This is a genomic window from Aquimarina algiphila (assembly GCF_947494415.1).
In the GTDB taxonomy this organism is placed as follows: domain Bacteria; phylum Bacteroidota; class Bacteroidia; order Flavobacteriales; family Flavobacteriaceae; genus Aquimarina; species Aquimarina algiphila.
This window is the reverse complement of the sequence record NZ_CANLVC010000010.1, coordinates 87,988-107,208: the sequence shown is the minus strand read 5'-3', so window position 1 is coordinate 107,208 and position 19,221 is coordinate 87,988. Positions and strand designations below refer to the sequence as shown.

At 32.7% G+C, this 19,221-nt stretch carries 11 protein-coding genes and 1 tRNA gene; 7 read left to right on the top strand and 5 right to left on the bottom strand.

Going from position 1 to position 19,221, the window contains the following annotated elements; all coding sequences use genetic code 11:
- Positions 1–2 precede the first annotated feature (2 nt).
- From PQF96_RS23990 to PQF96_RS23970, 5 genes are read right to left on the bottom strand one after another with little or no spacing between them, the layout of a single operon-like run.
- A complete protein-coding gene (locus PQF96_RS23990; RefSeq protein ID WP_109434125.1) occupies positions 3–197 on the bottom strand; it encodes a hypothetical protein in 195 nt (64 codons plus the stop codon).
- A 9-nt stretch (positions 198–206) separates the two neighbouring features.
- Positions 207–737: an LPS export ABC transporter periplasmic protein LptC gene (gene lptC, locus PQF96_RS23985; protein ID WP_271769036.1), complete on the bottom strand. Its 531-nt coding sequence runs from the start codon at positions 735–737 to the stop codon at positions 207–209.
- A 26-nt stretch (positions 738–763) separates the two neighbouring features.
- On the bottom strand, positions 764–2,134 hold the full coding sequence (locus PQF96_RS23980; protein WP_271769035.1) for a tetratricopeptide repeat protein: 1,371 nt from the start codon (positions 2,132–2,134) through the stop codon (positions 764–766).
- Between the two features lie 20 nt (positions 2,135–2,154).
- A complete protein-coding gene (locus tag PQF96_RS23975) occupies positions 2,155–3,399 on the bottom strand; it encodes a porin family protein (protein WP_109434128.1) in 1,245 nt (414 codons plus the stop codon).
- A complete protein-coding gene (locus tag PQF96_RS23970; protein WP_271769032.1) occupies positions 3,396–4,127 on the bottom strand; it encodes a type III pantothenate kinase in 732 nt (243 codons plus the stop codon). Before PQF96_RS23970 ends, PQF96_RS23975 begins: the two co-directional genes overlap by 4 nt.
- A gap of 98 nt (positions 4,128–4,225) precedes the next feature.
- Here PQF96_RS23970 and PQF96_RS23965 point away from each other — a divergent pair.
- The 7 genes from PQF96_RS23965 to PQF96_RS23935 all read left to right on the top strand — a co-directional run bounded on the left by PQF96_RS23965 (position 4,226) and on the right by PQF96_RS23935 (position 19,204).
- A tRNA-Phe gene (locus tag PQF96_RS23965) sits at positions 4,226–4,298 on the top strand.
- 549 nt (positions 4,299–4,847) lie between these two features.
- Entirely contained in the window at positions 4,848–6,668 is a 1,821-nt protein-coding gene (locus PQF96_RS23960; RefSeq protein WP_271769030.1) for an AAA family ATPase, read from the top strand.
- A 4-nt stretch (positions 6,669–6,672) separates the two neighbouring features.
- A complete protein-coding gene (locus PQF96_RS23955; RefSeq protein ID WP_271769029.1) occupies positions 6,673–7,302 on the top strand; it encodes a 4Fe-4S single cluster domain-containing protein in 630 nt (209 codons plus the stop codon).
- A gap of 2 nt (positions 7,303–7,304) precedes the next feature.
- On the top strand, positions 7,305–13,502 hold the full coding sequence (locus PQF96_RS23950; RefSeq protein WP_271769027.1) for a protein kinase domain-containing protein: 6,198 nt from the start codon (positions 7,305–7,307) through the stop codon (positions 13,500–13,502).
- Complete coding sequence (locus PQF96_RS23945) at positions 13,503–14,843, top strand: coiled-coil domain-containing protein (RefSeq protein ID WP_109434139.1); 1,341 nt, start codon at positions 13,503–13,505, stop codon at positions 14,841–14,843.
- Positions 14,844–15,333: 490 nt separating this feature from the next.
- Complete coding sequence (locus PQF96_RS23940) at positions 15,334–16,623, top strand: FG-GAP repeat domain-containing protein (RefSeq protein ID WP_271769024.1); 1,290 nt, start codon at positions 15,334–15,336, stop codon at positions 16,621–16,623.
- Between the two features lie 16 nt (positions 16,624–16,639).
- Entirely contained in the window at positions 16,640–19,204 is a 2,565-nt protein-coding gene (locus PQF96_RS23935; RefSeq protein ID WP_271769022.1) for a right-handed parallel beta-helix repeat-containing protein, read from the top strand.
- The last annotated feature ends 17 nt before the right edge of the window (positions 19,205–19,221 follow it).

The window sequence follows — 19,221 nt, the reverse complement described above, 5'->3', positions numbered from 1 at the left end:
AATTAGTTCTTGTTATTTGCTTCAAATCTTTTTCTAAAGTTTCTTTTAAAGAAAAACATAAAGATCGCTGCTATTGCAAAAAAAAGATAGAGCATACTTCTCCCTCCTTCTTGCCCCCATTCTTCATATGCCTCATATAAAAAAAAGCACATAATTACTAAATAGGCATATTCAAAAAATTTAAATACTTTCTTCATAGTAGTGGATTACTCCTCTATAAACATTACTCCGTCATTAATTCTTGAATTCAAGATAGTAAAATCCTGATTAGCATCAAAACCATCTGCTTCATTAATAGTACCATCCGGGAGATAACTTTTATACGGTTGATCGGTAAATACCCAGCTAAGGTTTTGATTCCAATACAATTGTTTTGCTTGTAAATGTGTACTATCTGCTGTTAGGATATCTACATTACCTCTCATATCAATTATTCCTGTTTCCTGATAAGAAATTGCATAATCAGAGGTAACCACACTTACTTTTCCATCTTCATCTATAATATCTAATATGATTCCTTCTGGAAACTCATGATACGCAAAAGATCGATTAGAATAGTCTAAAATTCTAGAAGCTTTTAATATAGCGGTAAGCCTTCCTGAATCAGTATATTTAAGATTTACTTCAAAAGCTTCTGCAATAGGAGCTTCTTCGGATTCTAAATAATCGGGAGAAGTTATTTTTTTAGATTGGCATGAAAAAAACATTGTCACAGCAAATGCTATGACAATGTTCATTAATATATATTTTTTTTTATCCTGCATTACAGTTTAGGCACCTTAACAGTTTCTCCAATCCAACATCCAACACTAACGGATGTTATTCCTGGGTTGTTAAAAATATCTGTCTTTGTCGGAGCCTTAGCGCGATAATTTGCTGCATATTTATTTGCTGTAGACTTTAAACTTGGATCTATTTTCCCAGCTCTTCTAGCATAGTTTTCAGCCAACCAATATACCGCTCTTTTACTAAACACGTCGGTTCCACAACTATTTGCACTACTAGCAATCATACTTGCTATTCTCAAGTAGCATATCCCCATAGAAGGTTTTTGTTTTAATGCTTTTCTATAGTAGCTTCTGGCTTTTCCTTTACTACCTTGCTTTTTCATTATCTCACCAATCTTGAAGTATACTTTTGCCTTATCACTTGATTTAGTTTCTAATTCTGCTGATTGATTAAAATACTTTAATGCAGTAGTAGTCTTTTTATCTTTTAAAGCTAAAAGTCCTAAATAGTAAGCTGTTTTAGCAGAAGGATCTGATTTATGTAATGCCTCTACCAACTTAAAGAATAATGGATCCTCTGTACATTCTTTTGCAGACATTCTTCCTGCAGCACCTTTTAACCAATTTATATCAGCCTTCTTTGCTTCAAATTGTCCTGTATATAGAGGAATCAGGTTTTTACAATCTGCTAATTCTCCTAATTTCTGATTAATCCCAGCTTTTACTTTACTAAAAGCTGTTAAATTAATTCCTGAGTTTTTTAATGCTCTTTTCTCTTTAGAAGATAAAGCTGTACCTGCTTCTTCTTTTTCTGTAAGTTCTGCGATAATTTTTGCTAACCTATTTTCTTCATTTTCGATTTTTTCTGTAACATCATCATACAAATCAAAAACGCCCTGAAGTTCTTTTTTTCCTTCACCGTGAAGATCTACAAAAAGGGAGAAATACGTGTATAACTTTTTTGGTCTTTTAAAGTTTTTCTTATCCTCTGAATATCCTTTATCAAATTCAGCAAATTGAGTTTCTTTAGTACCAATTTTATTATCATACATGAGTTGACCTATATCAGAATGCATATCTCCAATTTTGGTCTTTCCCGGAAAATACTGAAAACGTTCTTTCCACAAGGCAATCAATTCATTTGCCAAAGTTGTTTTAGGCGCCCCAGAAGCTTTTTTATATTTTGCTTCTAACAATTTTTTTCCAAATTGATACGTCGCAACACTATATGTAGGGCATTCTTTTCTTACTTTCCATAATGGCTCTTCTGCCGCATCATAGTTCTTTACCTTTGCATGTTCATAAGCAATAGAAGCTGTCGTTGCACAGTCCGTAGCTTGAGCATTTATACTTGCAGTACTCAAAACTAATCCTGTTGCTATAACAAATAAAACTTTCGTATTCATAGCTGTGTTAATTATTGTATTTAATTAAATTTTATTTTCCTGAACCATTTATCATTTAATGATAAACTTAAAGAAACGTTAAAAAACTCTTCTTTAACTAATCCAAAATCTGTTGTCCCTCGTTGACCATACTCAAAACCTATATTAGCATTAGAGAATAATCTGCCAACTGGTAGTCCTACTCCAAAAGATATGCCAAACTCATCAATCGAATTTCCATTTATATTCAATCCTGTTTCTTCATATCGAAATCCTGCCCGATAAACAACACGACTAAAATAACTCGTTAACGAGTTATACTTAGGGATATAGTATCCTCCTGCTTTAAATCTTGAAGCATTTTCATACTCAACATTATCCTGACCGGATACAATATTAGTAAATTCTCCAGAATCAAGATATGTATATTCTCCTCCAACAAACCATTTTCTTGGCTGTCCTATACCACTAGCGAATTTAAACTCGGCAGGAAGATCAATTTTTTGATCACCAACGTTTATTTCTTGTCTTTCTGCTACCGTCTCTCTACCATTATTTGCAATTACTACAGTAGCTAGTTCTCTGGTACCATCTGCTTTTAACTCAAAAGATGGTGTTGACACAATCGAAGCAACCAGTTCTAGTTTTTCAGAAACCATAGTCTTATACCTTACTCCAAAAGATAAACTAAAAGCTGATAAATCTGTACTGGTTATTTCTCTGGTATCAAACTGTACATCAGGCCTTCTTAGTATTGTTTTATTTTCAATATTTCCAAAGTTATAATTTAAATCTACACCTACGCTTAGATTCTTGTTAACTTTAACCCCAGTAGCTAAAAAAACCTTATTTAAACCACCAGTCCCTTCAAATTGAAATTCTGATCCGTCATCTACAATATTATTAATACGATATCCTACAGAAGTAAGTGGTATAACTCCAAATCCGAATCCAAATTTACCTGCCGGAACACCTATAGCAAGGTAATCTAATGATGCATTCTCTCCTGAGGACGATTCATTGGCATTACTTAATTTAAAATTACGATATGATGTTCCTACCGTATATGAGGTTAATCCAAGCTCACTAAATGATGCTGGATTCTGAAGATTTAAATGAATACTATCTGCAAGTACACTTAATCCCCCCATCGATCTATTTTCTACCGTTCCTTTAAATTTTGGTATTCCAATTCCATAAAAAGAATACGGTGAAGAGGTTCCCTCCTGAGCATAAGATATTACCGCAATATGCACTAATACAACTACTAAAATCTTCTTTATCATCTACTATTATTAAAAGCTAAAATGCAGTTTAATCCTTCCAATAAAAAATTGGAAGTGGCAAATATGCCATTTTTTAATCTTTTAGACAAAAAATGTGCATCTCCTCCGGTTAAAATAACTGTTAAATCAGGATAAATGTTGCAATATTCTTCAATTACTCCTTTAATTTCATATAAAATTCCGAAAACCACACCCGAATGTATAGCTTCTTCTGTACTTTTTCCTATGTGATTTTGGGGAGATGTCAATTCTAACAGTGGTAATTTTGCAGTAAAATTATTTAAGCTGCTATATCTTAATCGTAACCCGGGAGCTATTGCTCCACCAATATATTCTTCTTTTTCATTTTTAAAATCGTAGGTAATACAAGTTCCTGCATCAATAATCAGGGTATTCTTCTTTGGGAACTGATCTACTGCAGCCGCAACAAGAACCATACGATCAATACCCAGAGTATTTGGTGTTTTATATAAATTTTTAAATGGCATGTTAACCTTATGGTCCAACATTAGAGTATTAAAAGAATTCTTGACATACAGTATTTGATCTTTATTCATATTTCCAACAGAAGAAACTATTGCTTTGGCAATCAGAGGGTATTCTTTTTTCACACGCTCTATCTCCTTTTTAAAAGAATTCTGTTTAATTGTATTTTTATAAACAATTTCAGATGTATCAAAAACTCCAATTTTAGTATACGTATTCCCTACATCAACGACAAGATTCATATCATTATTTCTAAGTTGCAAAAGTACAAAACGATTTTTTTAATTTTTTCTTTTGAGGATTAAAAAAAGCGTTCTATATTTGCATCCGCTTACAACAAGGTGCCTTAGCTCAGTTGGTAGAGCAAAGGACTGAAAATCCTTGTGTCCCTGGTTCGATTCCTGGAGGCACCACCTTAAAAGCCCAAACAATTTGTTTGGGCTTTTTGTTTGGTTTAAATTGGCTCTTCCTAATAGCAGGAATCAAGACCAGTTATTGTATTAAACACATTACATCTTGTTCCCTTTTCATCCTCATATCAATGTAATAAGCTGATATGAATGTTTTAAGACTACCAAGAGCTGTTTCAATAAAAAGCTCAAATACACGCTAAAAATTTTCTAATATTTTTTGCAACTATAAAACTTGTTTGACTTAGATTTGTTATTAGTTGTTAAATTAACAAGAGACTAATACACGAGTTTGGAAGCCCTATAAGGCACAAAATAGAGAAAAATTGTTCTAGACAAATTCTATGTACAATTGGATATAGAAATCACTCTACTGAATAAATAGAAAGGATAAACGAACTGTAAAGCATGAACATATTTGTAAGTTCATTGAGATTTTTTATGTTAAATGATTCTGGAGTAATAGCTATTTGGTTAGCAAATCAAGTGTCTCTCGTAGTGGTTAATTAAGAGCTTTAAAGATTATTGAAAAAGAGCAAAACAAAGTAAAAAATGAAAGACGCCAAGGTAAGATGGTTACAAGATTTTCGAAGATTTCTTCCTTTAAAAAGTCAATTCATCCTTTCTGGAAATATTAAAGATTTTCAGCTTATCAAAAATGATTTCGGAAGCTACAGCTGGCATAGATTAGAAAATGCAATTGATGCCGAACTTAAAAGTACAGGCTATAGGCATGTGGTTTATTACAATCCTATGAGTGGTTTTGATATTCCTTTTTTTCTTGGAAATCCTGAAGAAAAAAAAGCCTTGTTCCAAAAGCTTCATATTCCGCTTCAGCAAGATGACATATACCATAATTTACAAACTTTTAATATTGTATTACAAACCATAGTCAACTATCCTAATGAGCCCATAGCCTTAGTTGTTGATTTCGCTTCTCAATTTTTGATGAATGCTGAAAATCTAATAAAGGCCGAGCATGACACCTTTAGTTTGACACATATACTATCCCAAACTACAGAAACAAAACCTTATGGGCAACCACCTAAACCATTTTACAACACTGTTATTTGGATAGTAGACAAAGAAGGGGATTTACCCGATTGGATGGTCGTTAACAATCCCAAAATAAGACATATCCCAATAGGTAAACCAGACCATATTGCTCGAAGAAGATTAGTAGATCCTATTGTAGAAAGCTTATGCGAAACTAAAACAGAAGCTAAAAGAATAGCCACAGATTTTGTTGATGAGACTGAAGGGTTACTTCTCTTGGATTTAGTAGCCATTATAGAATTGGCTCGATCAGAATCTATTCATATTTCTCTTATTGTCGACGCCGTAAGGAGATATAAAGTAGGAGTAACTGAAGATCCCTGGGTTAAAATTGATAGAGAGAAAATTGAAAATGGCGAAGCTTTTATTAGAAAAAGAGTAAAAGGGCAAGACCATTCTGTACAGCACATGGTGGATATTGTAAAAAGAGCTATAACAGGTGTCGGCAGTTCCAAAAGAAATAATCGCCCTAGAGGTGTTGTATTTTTGGCTGGCCCAACGGGCGTCGGAAAAACGGAATTAGCCAAAACCTTAACTAGTCTTTTATTTGGTGACGAAAGTGCTTATATTAGATTTGACATGTCCGAGTTTAGTGCAGAACATTCTGACCAAAGACTCATTGGTGCACCTCCAGGCTATGTGGGTTATGATTTAGGAGGCGAATTGACCAATGCAGTTAGAGAAAAGCCTTTTAGCGTGGTATTGTTTGATGAAATTGAAAAAGCTCATCCTAGAATTCTAGATAAGTTTCTTCAAATTCTAGATGATGGGGTACTTACAAGTGGCCGAGGTGATAAAGTTTATTTTTCTGAAACGCTAATAGTTTTCACTTCCAACCTGGGGATTTATAAAAAATCAGCTACCGGAGAGCGTTTTCCAAACGTGACTTATGAAGATAATTTTGAAACGGTAGAAAAGAAAGTAAGAAATGAGATTGAACGCTATTTCAAATTCGATTTGAATCGACCTGAACTTTTGAATCGAATTGGAGATAACATCATTGTTTTTGATTACATCAGAAAAGATGTTGGCAAAATGATATTCAATATGATGATCGAAAATCACATCAACGCTATTCAGAAACAATTAGGCATTTCGCTTCATATTCAAGAAGATGTAATTCATACACTCGAAGAACTGTCTATTAAAGATTTAAATAACGGTGGTAGAGGCATCAGAAATAAGATAGAATATCATTTTATTACTCCTATTTCGAGAGCTTTGTTTTCAATAAATCCTGTCAAAGGCGATGTTGTCGAGTCCAAAGGTATTTCATTTGAAAACAAAGGGACTACCATCAATTTAATTAAAAAGTAGATCAATGGAAATTGGGATTTCACGTTTACATTTTCCAGTTACAACTCTTGGCCCCGGAAAACGAATAGGTATCTGGTTTCAAGGTTGTTCAATACATTGTGAAGGTTGTATTTCAGCAGACACTTGGCAATTTAACACCAAAATGGTTGATATAAATGAATTGAAAAGAGTTTTGAAAACGTGGTTACCTAGCTGTGATGGAATAACTATTACAGGAGGTGAACCTTTTGATCAACAAGCTGCACTGTTTGAATTGCTTACTTTCTTAAGACCTTACAATCTATCTGTTTTAGTATATAGTGGTTATTCTTATCAAAAACTTAAACAGAAAAAAGAAATCTTCGAAGGACTTATTGATGTTCTCATCTCTGAACCTTATGATTATAAAGAAACTCAAACCAAGGCTTTGTTAGGTAGCGATAATCAAAAAATTCATTTACTAACATCATTAGGAGAACATACATTTTCGGACTATGTAAAATGTATTCCAGAAAAAAAATTGGATGTACAATTTGATGATAATAAAGTATGGATGGCGGGTATTCCTATACAGGGAATGAAGGAAATAACAAAAACGTTGCAACAAGAAGGAGTTGATATAAAAAGCACTCAAGCTGTGATAAAGAAAAAATAAAAATGGAGTATATAAGACTTTGCCCAGCATGCAATAGTGAAAGACCGGTTAACGAGATGTATTGTCAAAATACTATTGAAAGCGTTACATGTAGTTGGTTATTGATGAATGTTAAACAAACACCTATTGGTGGAAGCGTAGAAATTCAGAAAACACCTCCAGAGCAAAAAACGCGATATTGCGAAAACGGACATGAAGTAGGAGAGCAAGATTTTATGTGTATGGAATGCGGAGCAGATATCCAAGAAACTGCCATTGCTCCAGAAGAAGAAATAATACAATCTATAGGTGAGTATACAGTAATAGAAATTGTAAAGACCACACAAGCAACCAAAGAATGTTTTTTAGTTAAGAATGACAAGGAAGAGATTTGTTTTTTAACCTTGTACCATGAAAATTATGAACCAGATAAAGCTATCTATAATGTTTTGCAAAAGGCTGACATTGATCATGTAGCAGCATTGATTGAAACTGGGTATTGGGATAATCGCTTTTTTGAAGTTACCGAACAAATAAAAGGAGGTGCTTTAGACACCCTTGATTATGTTGATGAAAATCAAATAGAGAAATTGGTTGACGAAATAGGAAGAGCTCTTCGAGATTTTTCTGAAGTTGGGATGCGACACCGAGACCTAAGTCCGCAGAATATACTTATCCGAAATCAAGAGTGTTTTGACCTAGTAATTATTGATTTTAGCTCTGCTCGTTTGTCAGATTATGATTTAGATACCGATACCCCCTTAGAACTCACAAGATATACTGCTCCAGAAGCTATTATTGGTGGTATAAGCCCTGCTTCAGACTGGTGGAGTTTGGGAATGATTGTTTTAGAACAGATTACCAAAGGAGCATTTTTTGAAAATATCAATGATAAAGCCTTTATGATTCATCTGGTAACTAGAGGTGTTGAGTTACCAACTAATATAGATGAAAGATTATTGTTATTACTTAAAGGACTTTTATGCAGAGACCCTTTAAAACGTTGGCATTGGGAAGAGGTCGATAAATGGTTGAAAAAAGAATATGTAGCTCCCCCAATAGAGTCTTCAACAAGCTTAAAACAAGAGAAAGAGAAAAAAATTATACTTGGCGACGAGACCTACGTCAATCTAAGTTATTTTGCCCTCGCTGCAGCTGAAGAAAAAAACTGGAAAGAAGGGTTAGAGTTATTTACCTCTGGAAAAATTTCAAATTGGGTAAAAGAGATACAAGGAGAAGATATCATATGTTCTTCTATAAGAAACCTTCGTTCTAAAGAAGATATTGATTTAGAATGGCGGTTTTCATTGGCATTGATGCATTTAAATGACGCTTTACCATTAACTTGGAGAGGTCAAATCATCATCCCTGCTTGGTTGCTTAGCAATCCTATTATTGCATCACAATTGATAGAAGGAGAAATCCCTGATTATCTAGACAACATCAATCGCGAAAAATGGTTGGTTCATTTAAAAAGAAGAAGACAAAATGTAGTACAGAAAGCAAAAAGTCTTGAAATTGATATTGACAAGGATAAGTTTAAAATAAATACTCTTAGCACTTCAAAAGTAAGGTTGAAATCTGAAATGGATTTACTCCGTCAAATTTATCCCGACGCAAAGAATATTGCTTTGTCTGATCTAATGGGAGATATTAGATTAAGTGAAGAAGATTTAATCCTCATGGTAAGTGCAGAGCATCAACAATTTGTTCCTATAGATCAACTTGTTAAAGACTGTATAGATTTAGCCGAAAAAATTGGTATCGATCCAGATGTATCATTTTACAGAGATATACTAGTAAAACCTAGAATAGAGATTTATGAATTGTTAAACAATCATCTAGAAGGTTTCTCTAAGAGTAATAATGAATCATTGAACCGCTGGGCGGATCGATTTAGAATACAAAAGAGACTTTCTTTATTACAATCTGTATTGTGCCTATCAATTCCAAAAAGCGAATGGATAACACCTCCAAAGCATGAGTACGCTTCTAGTTTATTACGCTTTTTCGAAAAGAAAATAATATATGCATCTTCCAGAGGGCCTTTGGTAAGACTGATCATCTCTAAAAATTCTGCTCGTATAGACATCAATGAATTAGGTACTTCATTAAAATCTTCAGAAAAGTTAATGAATAGTATTCTCAATAGGTCTTCTGGCACAGAAACGGTTGATCCGATGAGTTTTAGTAAAAACCCACTCTTACACTATAGAACAAGGCGTATGCTTCTAAAAGCGGCCAATTATAAAAGAGATACGGGTTTAGAGTCCTTATATATGGGGTTTCCATTTTTAATTAGTCAAGTAAAAACAACTCATAGACCACGCGTACTTCCCATTCTTCTATGGCCTGTGGCCTTAGAGTTAAAAAACAGAGCTGCCCCAACACTCGAAGTGGGCTTCGATAAAATTCGTGAAGAAGTTAGGTTAAATCCAGCACTTTCGAGCTCATTAGAGGAAGATCAATACAAAAGAATAAAAGAAATCTACCAAGAAATTCTTGGCAGACAAACACTAAGTATCTCAGAGGTAATTGACGCATTTGGTTCTTATATTCAATCTAACAGCATACAACTTACTTCACACCCAGAAGTTACTTACAAACTAAAACAAGTGGGACTACAACTGTATTGTTCTGCTGTATTCTTTAATGCAAATTTCACTGGACAAGCCATCAGTGAAGACCTTCGTTTGCTTCAGAAGCTACCGCATACGGATATTGCAATGGAGCCTATTTTGAAAATAACTACGCCAGAAATTCCGGCTTATGATCCGATTATTTCAGAAAGCGATCGATACACCGTGGTCCCTGTAGACCCTTCACAGGAAAAAGCAGTCATGCAAAGTCGCTCAAATCCAGGCATTGTTATAGAAGGCCCACCAGGAACTGGTAAAAGTCAAACGATTGTAAATATCATTTCTGATTGTATAGGTAGAAAAGAGAAGGTATTGGTGGTATCCCAAAAAAGAGCAGCTATTCAGGTGATAATGAAACGACTCGAAGCTGCAGAAATAGAAAATAGGGCACTGACCATAACAGATATCACAAAAGATAGGCAACCTATTATTCAGAGTATTAGAGAACAAGTATCTCATCATCTCAATAAAACCAAACATCAAAATTCTTTTGAAGAAATTAAACGCCAAAGGGCTAATCTAACTCAACAAATAGACAGAATAGAAGCTGAACTGAATGTTTTATCACAACAAATACATAAGTTAGATGATATTTCAGGGATAAGTTATCGCAACATATTATCCGAGCTCATTGAAATTCAATCAAAAAATTATATTGATGTCCCAGAAGTTAGAAATCACCTAGAAAACAATACAGTCAATGAGTTGAATGTTCTAGAAGAACAAATTAGTGGATTAATAAATGATTGGATACCTTCAAAATATGAAGAAAATAGCTTGATTAACCTTCAAATAACACAATATGATGAGGCTACTCAAAGTACTATCTATACAGGTTTAAAAAACTTTTATGAAGTTGAAGAGAAAAGAGTAGCTTGTATAAAACAAACCTCTGGAATTTATGATAATGCAGAGGCACAATTTTACGAATCATGGCTAAGAGAAAATGAAGACAAACTTCTAAAAATAAACAATGTAGAAGCCGAAAATGCTAAAAACTGGTTTGATTTAATTTATGATGAATTCAATGAAAAATCAACAGCAGAAGATATATCAAGTGCTCTAAGTAAACTTTTAATATCTGTACAAAAACTGATTGCCGATCAAAGAAACGAGCAATTCACAGAATGGTTAAAACAAGCTTTGGACAAACAGTTAGACAAAACCATCAGAGGTTGTGATTCTTATTTGAGAAAATCAAAATTCAAGATACTTAATCCATTATCATGGATACACAATTTCAGGTTAAAAAAAATATTGAGTATACACCAACTTCAATTAAAAGATGAACACGTAAAGCAATTAAAAATAGCATCTGTTAACGAAGTAACTTTTCGAGATTATCAAGGGCAATATCAGACACAAATGAAAAAACTAAATGTTGGGTTTGAGCCAATTCTCGAAGATAAATTGCTTGCAGTAAAAATAGGTAGTAAATTAAGTGAATTATTGCAAACCATCGCTTTGGCCCAAGCTCTAAAAAGCTGTCCTCTTAAAAACGAAGCTCGAAACTTATTAAGGACAGGAGACAAGAAAGAATACAAGGTATTTATTCAGCATTTAAGAGATTCTAACTCGCGATATCAAATTAGAAAAGAATCCTATAAAAAGTTAAATCCGCTAGCACAATGGTTAGAACCTACCAGTTATAAACAATTCGAAGAACGTATTAAAAATAATGATGTTGATGTATCAATTCTGGAAAAAATGCAAGCTGATATGGCTTATTTTATTCCGTATCAAAAATTTAGGATAAGATTAGGGGACAAAAAAAACTTTGACAATACCTTAAAGCTATTAGCACTATTTAGAAAATATGACCAGCAAATTCAGGATTTCCCTTCTGATAGCAGAAGTCAACTTATCAGGAAAACTATTAGACGTGAAGGATTATTGGGTTGGAAACAACGCATAGAAAAGCGATCACCTGCTCTGCTCATGGCAGAAAGCGACATAGAACAAGGTGTTAAGTCATTAGATAAGTTTTTATCAAATGTTAAAGAACAAAATAAAAAACTACTAAATCTCAATTACGATTTCGAAAAAATAGGTACGAAGCTCCAATGGAATTCTATTACCAAGCTACGAGGAAAGAATTATAAAAAACTTAGAGAATTCATCCATTTAGGAGAGGAAATAGGGTTAATGGATGTGCGCCCTATATGGCTTATGAGCCCAGAGGTTGTTTCTCAATCGCTACCGTTACAAGCAGGTATGTTTGACGTGGTTATTTTTGATGAAGCCTCTCAAATGCTAATAGAACATGCTATTCCATCCTTGTATCGAGCCAAAAGAGCAATCATAAGCGGTGATGAAAAACAGATGCCTCCAGCTGGCTTCTTTGCTCATAAAATAGCCACGGACGATGATGACGATATAATTAATGTTGAATTAAGTGAAGATAATTCTGAAGAAGAATTGGCTAGTTATGAAGACGCATGGAATAAAAAGGAAGTAAAAGATTGCCCAGACCTATTAACCTTAGCTAAGACGGTATTGCCAACAACTACACTCCAAATCCACTATCGTTCACAGTATAAAGCGTTGATTAATTTTTCTAATCATGCTTTTTATAGTGGGCAATTACATGTTCCGGCGTATCATCCTATAGATGAAATAGAAAAAATTAAACCCTTGGAAGTAATTCGGGTAGATGGTATTTATAATGAACAAACAAATAGTGATGAAGCAGACGCTTTAATCCAATACTTGTCTGATCATTGGCAATTACCAGAAAACAAAAGATTAAGCACTGGTATTGTTACTTTCAACAAAAAGCAATCTGAACTTATTGAAGGAAAAATTGAAGAAAAGGCACTAAACGATCAAGATTTCATGGCAAGGTTACTACAAGAGCGAAATAAGCAGCAAGAAGGAGAGGACATGGGATTCTTTATAAAAAATGTAGAAAATGTGCAGGGCGATGAGCGAGATATGATTTTGTTTAGCACTACATTTGGGCATAATAAGCATGGTGTTTTTCGTCGAAACTTTGGTGCCCTGGGACATCGTGGAGGTGAAAGACGGCTAAATGTAGCGATTACCAGAGCTCGATATAAAGTAATTATTGCGACTTCAATGCCCATTAATGATATTTCGGATATGCTATCTATAGGAAGATCACCTTCCAAACCAAGAGATTACATACAGGCCTATTTGAACTTTGCCGAAACCCATTCTAATACCCAGATTCAGGTTGCAAATAAGAGTATCCGTAAACTTTCGTTAGCTAATAGCTATGAAGACATCGTCCTTAAAAATGATGGATTCAAAAATACAGTTAAAAATTACATCAAAGGCTTGGGTTATGATACTGTAGAAAATAGTGATTACAATGTTTTCTATGTAGACTTGGCTATACAGGATCAGGAAAGTGGCAGATTTGTTATTGGTATTGAGTGTGACGCGCCAAATAATGAGTTGTTAAAAAATGCCCGATATAGAGAATTGTGGCGCCCACAAGTTCTCAAAAAATCAATCCCTGTTATACATAGAACAACATCATACCGATGGTTTCAAGATACAGAAGGTGAAAAAAAGAGATTGGAAGAAGCTATAAAAAATGCCCTAAATTCAATATAAATGAGTGGTCCAAAAGTAGTAAGAATAGTTACGCCCGAAGAGAGGAGAATAATAAAACAAAAATGGCTTACTAGCCTAAGAAGTAAAATTGAAGATATTAAAGAATATGCTTTAAAACATGGTGTTTTGGATGAAGACTTAAGCATGTCTCTAGAAGAAACATTACAACATTATCAAAGCATTTCAGAGGACGATTACTCAAAAATAGAGCGTGAAGTACCCGGTCAAATACAATACCTAGAAAAGGAAAAGAAGAACCTAGTCCAAAAAGTTGTTAAACAAAGAGCTTCTAAATGGGAAACTTATAAAAACCTGAAGAGCACGCATAATGAATTAAGATTTCTATTACAAAAAAAGAAAATTGAATTTGAAGATTTTAAAGAACCTTTGGTAATTTCGGAAGCAGAAATAGAACAATACAGTCAAAAAATAGATGGCTTGTATAAAACCTTAAAGGACGTTGCTTTTAATGAACAAAAATTAACTGATGAGCAAATAGAGATACAAAAACGGCTATCTGCTGGAAATAGTTTACTTTCTGTTAAAGAATGGGGTTCAAATCTCCCAAAAGTTTTATCCAGGCTTAAAAAACTAGAAAACACTTTAAAGGAAATGTATGTGCAGGGATTTTCTCAAGATAAAACACAAGAGTTTATACAGCGATGCAATGCTCTTAATGACAAAGATGTTAATTATCCTCTTTTAATAGATTCGCTCATTATAGAAGCAGCTGCGTTTACTAAAACGCAGTTGGAGCTAAACGATATAAAAGAAGCTCTAAAAAATGCCATTGCACAATTGGAGACATTAGCATTAGAAATTAAATTTATTAAAAAATGGAAAGAATTACTCAAATCAGATAATCTTGTTAAGTTACAGGAGGCATTAGAAAGAGCAACCCATTTGTATGAAGAAGAATCACAGAAAATTATTGTCGAAACAAGACGGGTAGCTATTAAAAAAGCATTAAAAAGTGCTGGTTATGAAGTTAATGATTCTATGGAAACCGCTTGGGTAGAAAATGGTCGTTTAGTGGTAAAAAAAGCAAAAAATTCTCTTTATGGAGTAGAATTTATGAGCCCCAAAAATCTAAGTCGCATACAAGCACGTATTGTTGCAGATGAGAACAGAAAAAATGAAAGAACGCCGAATCTTGATAAAAATCAAGAAGAAATTTGGTGTGATGAATTTGATGAGATCAAAGAGATTTTAGAAAGTGAAGATTTATCCATTATAATTGATAAAATGCAAGAACCTGGGGCCATCAAACTCAAGGAAGTTAATTTAGATGATGGTTATCATCAGAGCTCAAGAAGCGTAAGAAGAGGGAAACAATTATGAATACACTGCTTAATCTTGCAGAACAGAGTTTTTTAATAACCTCTTAAATATCTGATAATTAACCCATGATCTTGTGTCAAAAAGCTCGATTGTATTCCTAAAGATGCCTCCTTAAAACCCCGAACAAATTGTTCGGGGTTTTTTAATTTATGATTTTGTCCCGTCCTGAAATCACGTTATTATCTTTAAAGTGGTTTAAAATTTTTTCTTTCTAAGTGATCGATAAATCTCTATTAAACCTTCTCTTTCATATTTTACTAATGTAGTTACTTACTTTATATGTAAAAACGCAGCAAGATTAATCAATTTTAGTAGTAAACTGCTGATAATAGTAATAGGTTTCTCATGATATTTCTCGTAAAAATTTCAATATTTTATCGTAATTTGCTAATAAACTGTGTATCTCAAATCATTTTTACCATTATTACAATTTAATACTAAACATCTAGTATATACAGGAAGGAACTATATAATAACTTTAAATTAAATCATGAGTTTTAAAAATATATTCTTGGTGTTACTCATAGTATCATCTTGTCAGGGTCAACAACAAAATAAAACAAATAACTCTATTACTATTACAGCCAATAATGAAGTAATATTTAAAAAGAAGAATCCTGATATAGATTCTGTTTCGGCTTTTACTAAGAAAAAAACTGAATTAATTCCAGTAGGAGATTCGGCCAATGCGTTTTTTGATGTAGATAAAGACGGTGATCAAGATTTGATTATATCCGGTTATACGAATAGTCCTGAAAATTTAAAAACGGTTACCAGACTTTACATTAATGACGGGACTGGTAATTATACTCATGATAAAAGATCTGTGTTTAGTGGGGTGGAATATGGGGGAATTGACGTAGCCGATATTGATAATGATAATGATTTTGACATTATACTTACTGGTCAACAGCTTGAGAATAAAAGGTTAAATATAGAAGAAACAAATGCAGTTAAACTTTATATCAATAACAATGGAGTTTTTAAAGAAGATTCTCATTTCGAACTTAACAAAATCTATTGGGGAACAGTAAAATTTTGTAATTTTAATCGGGATACTCATAAAGATTTACTGGTAATAGCTAATAATTTTTCTGAAATATTTACTAATCAAAATTCTGAACTTATTTTAGAAAAAAATATTAATCTTGAAAAATTATATGATCCTATAGTTGCTGTTTTTGATATGGATAAAGATCTGGATGATGACATTGTTATTCAGGGAACAGTTGATGAAATTAACCCAAGGACCATTGTTTATGAAAATCGTTCTGGGCAATTTATATCCAAAAAACATAATTTTTTTCCAGCTACCCAAGGTATACTAAAAGCAGAAGATATTGATAACGATGGGGATAAGGATTTATTTATTTCGGGGGCATATATGCCAGACGAAAATACCACGAAAATGAAATCCTTGTTTTATATAAATGACGGAAAAGGAAACTTTAAAGAGACTGATACCGAAGTTATAGGTTACAATATGGGTAATCTCGTTTTTGCAGATATCGATAATGACAATGATAAAGATCTGATTATTACAGGAAACAGAATTTTTGACGAAGATTATGATTCAAACGAAGGAACCGATATCTACTTAAATGACGGAAAAGGATATTTTACACTCTACAAAAAAGCAGCACTCGATTTTTATTCACAGCACTCTATCAATGTGGCAGATATTGATGGTGATGGAGATCAAGATGTTTTATTAACTGGTTATTACAAAGAAGACATCCCTACCACTACTATCTATATAAACAATCACATTACTCCTTAATAAAACACCCTCTTTGATGTCAAATACTATCAAAATATATAAAAAAGTTTTATTATTAGTTATATTTTCTGGTATTATCATTTCTTGTAAAACCGAAACCACCAGTGAGGATACAAGCACACAAAAACTAGATCTAAAAAAATCTCCAGAAGAAATACCTGAGAATTCATATCTTTTTGATGTTACAGTGAATTCTGATGATGGTTTGGTACTCAGAAAAGAACCTAATATCAATGCTGAACGGATTACTTTTTTACCTTATAAAACAAAATTGAAGATCATTTCTTTTACTAATTTTTTTGATCAAATTCAGCTTGGGAAAAATAAAAAAGCTTATGGCCAATGGGTTAAGGTTAATTACACTTCTGTTACAAATAATACAATCTCAGGCTATGTTTTTGACGATTTTTTGGATTACAACTTTTTTAAAAAAGAGGATGAGTATTCTTTGATAACTAGAGATACTGTGGTAGTCTATAATGAACAAGAATTTCTAGACGCATTATCTTCTCAAAGAGTAATTATAGTAGATGCACAAAGTTTGAATTTTGAAAAATATTTTCGAACTCATAAAGAAAAAGTACCAAAATATTTGATAACCAGTTTTGATGATGATGAAGAACCTTCTTACCAAGATGAAACTTATTATTTTTCTCAGGATTACGAAGGGAATGCTTCACTAAGTTTATTTAATTATTACAATTTAGAAATTCGAGGCAAGGATAAATCAATAGATTTTATAGTGAATACAAGTGCTCTTGATGTTATTAAGTTTAATAATTGCGGAAATATATTGTTAGATAATCTCAATTTTTACCATAAGCCTTTTGATAACTCAGCATGTAGTGGCTCTGTAACAGTATTTATAGATTGTTTGAGCTTTTTCTTTCAAAATGTTCATTTTAACGGAACTGGTGCAATTGGAGCTCGTATTATTGATAGCGAACAATTTAGTTTTACTAATTGCGAATTTTATAAAAATGCCAGATCTGCAATCTATTCAAAAAATGGATCTGACATAGAGGTAACTAAATCTGAGTTTTATAATAATAATCTTGAAGAGATATTCTATATTGAATCAAATAAAATAGGTTCCTCTTTATCTGTTTCTAATTGTTTGGTCACAGATAACGTTATTTTCTCTGCTTTAAATACTTTTTCAGAAGAAATGTCCTCCTTAGCAGAAGTTGAGTTTAAAAATGTATCATTTATAAATAATAAAGTGGCAGGTGACTTCTTTGATAACAGAGATGAGGGTTATATTACTTTTATTGATTGTGAAATAAATAACAATATTTCTACAGGTAATAGATGGATATTAAATGCTGATGAAGGAACCCCGCAAGTAAAGTTTTTTAATTCCACAATAAAAGACAATGTTGATTTCTATGCTTTTATTAATCAAAAATATAGATACTCTTTTGACGATAAAACTATAGAAGAAAATATATTTGACTCAGCATCAGATACTATTCCTACGAAGTTTAATTATTTTTATAAAGGTCCCGAAAATTCTATCTTTAGAAATATTAGAGACTTGGATTTTAATAAACAAGATAATCTTATAAGTTACAGGGGACACCTACTCAATGGGTTATATTTTATTCAATTGTCAGGAATTGATGATTTTTTTGGTTTTCCTTTAAAAAAGTCAATCAATTATGCTACAGGAAATTTTGTTAAAGGTAAGCTAGAGGGGGAATGGATTTTAGAGAACAGAATACAAGATCCTTATTATGAATACTTTTTAACATATAAAGAAGGTACTTTAGATGGTCCTTCTAGAATAAGTGGTTTAAAAATACTAGATGAAGGTAAATATGTTAATAATAAAAAGGAAGGAGTATGGAGTTCTTATTATTTGAATGGCAGTATACAAAATAAAATAGATTACGTAAATGGCAAGAAAAACGGATCTGCGATTTTTTACTACAGACACGGTAGCGTGATGGAAGAACGTACCGACATCAACAACCTCAATGGAAATACAAAATATTATTTTGAAAATGGCACTCTGGCAAATGAAATATACTATGAAGATGGTAAAATAAATACCAAAAAAAGCAGCTTTTTTGATATCGCAAAAAACAAGAAAGAAGCCGTAGCTTATGAGGTGACTTATCAAGGAGAAGTCCAAGGTGAACCTAGTTATAATTTACCTATTGATTTGCATGAAGAAGCATACAAGGATAAAGTCCATATATGGTATGACAAAACAAGCAAACTACTTCTTGCATATACTTATTATAAAGATGGAATGAAAAATGGGATACAATATCAAACTCTTAGATTTGGTAAAGAACAAAACAAAACTTTAAACAGATTTTATTTTAAGAATGACATAAAGCGTTATATCAAAATTTTTGATAGTATTAATAATCATATTCTAACCTATAGTTATTGGGACGGAAACTTAACCGAAAAATCCATATTTAAGGGAGAAAAAAATACGATTACCAAATATGAAGAATTTAAAACGGTTGGAGGTAAGCTCATGAAACATGGAAAACATATTGAATATAAATCTACAAGTGAAAAAGTTATACTTGAAGAGGTTTATGAAAATGGGGAAAAAATGTAGTTGACAAACAAATTACT

Excerpts from the sequence above, each read along its gene's own strand:
- PQF96_RS23990 (WP_109434125.1), bottom strand. The coding sequence starts at position 197 with ATGAAGAAAGTATTTAAATTTTTTGAATATGCCTATTTAGTAATTATG.
- lptC (WP_271769036.1), bottom strand. The coding sequence starts at position 737 with ATGAACATTGTCATAGCATTTGCTGTGACAATGTTTTTTTCATGCCAA.
- PQF96_RS23980 (WP_271769035.1), bottom strand. The coding sequence starts at position 2,134 with ATGAATACGAAAGTTTTATTTGTTATAGCAACAGGATTAGTTTTGAGT.
- PQF96_RS23975 (WP_109434128.1), bottom strand. The coding sequence starts at position 3,399 with ATGATAAAGAAGATTTTAGTAGTTGTATTAGTGCATATTGCGGTAATA.
- PQF96_RS23970 (WP_271769032.1), bottom strand. The coding sequence starts at position 4,127 with ATGAATCTTGTCGTTGATGTAGGGAATACGTATACTAAAATTGGAGTT.
- PQF96_RS23960 (WP_271769030.1), top strand. The coding sequence starts at position 4,848 with ATGAAAGACGCCAAGGTAAGATGGTTACAAGATTTTCGAAGATTTCTT.
- PQF96_RS23955 (WP_271769029.1), top strand. The coding sequence starts at position 6,673 with ATGGAAATTGGGATTTCACGTTTACATTTTCCAGTTACAACTCTTGGC.
- PQF96_RS23950 (WP_271769027.1), top strand. The coding sequence starts at position 7,305 with ATGGAGTATATAAGACTTTGCCCAGCATGCAATAGTGAAAGACCGGTT.
- PQF96_RS23945 (WP_109434139.1), top strand. The coding sequence starts at position 13,503 with ATGAGTGGTCCAAAAGTAGTAAGAATAGTTACGCCCGAAGAGAGGAGA.
- PQF96_RS23940 (WP_271769024.1), top strand. The coding sequence starts at position 15,334 with ATGAGTTTTAAAAATATATTCTTGGTGTTACTCATAGTATCATCTTGT.
- PQF96_RS23935 (WP_271769022.1), top strand. The coding sequence starts at position 16,640 with ATGTCAAATACTATCAAAATATATAAAAAAGTTTTATTATTAGTTATA.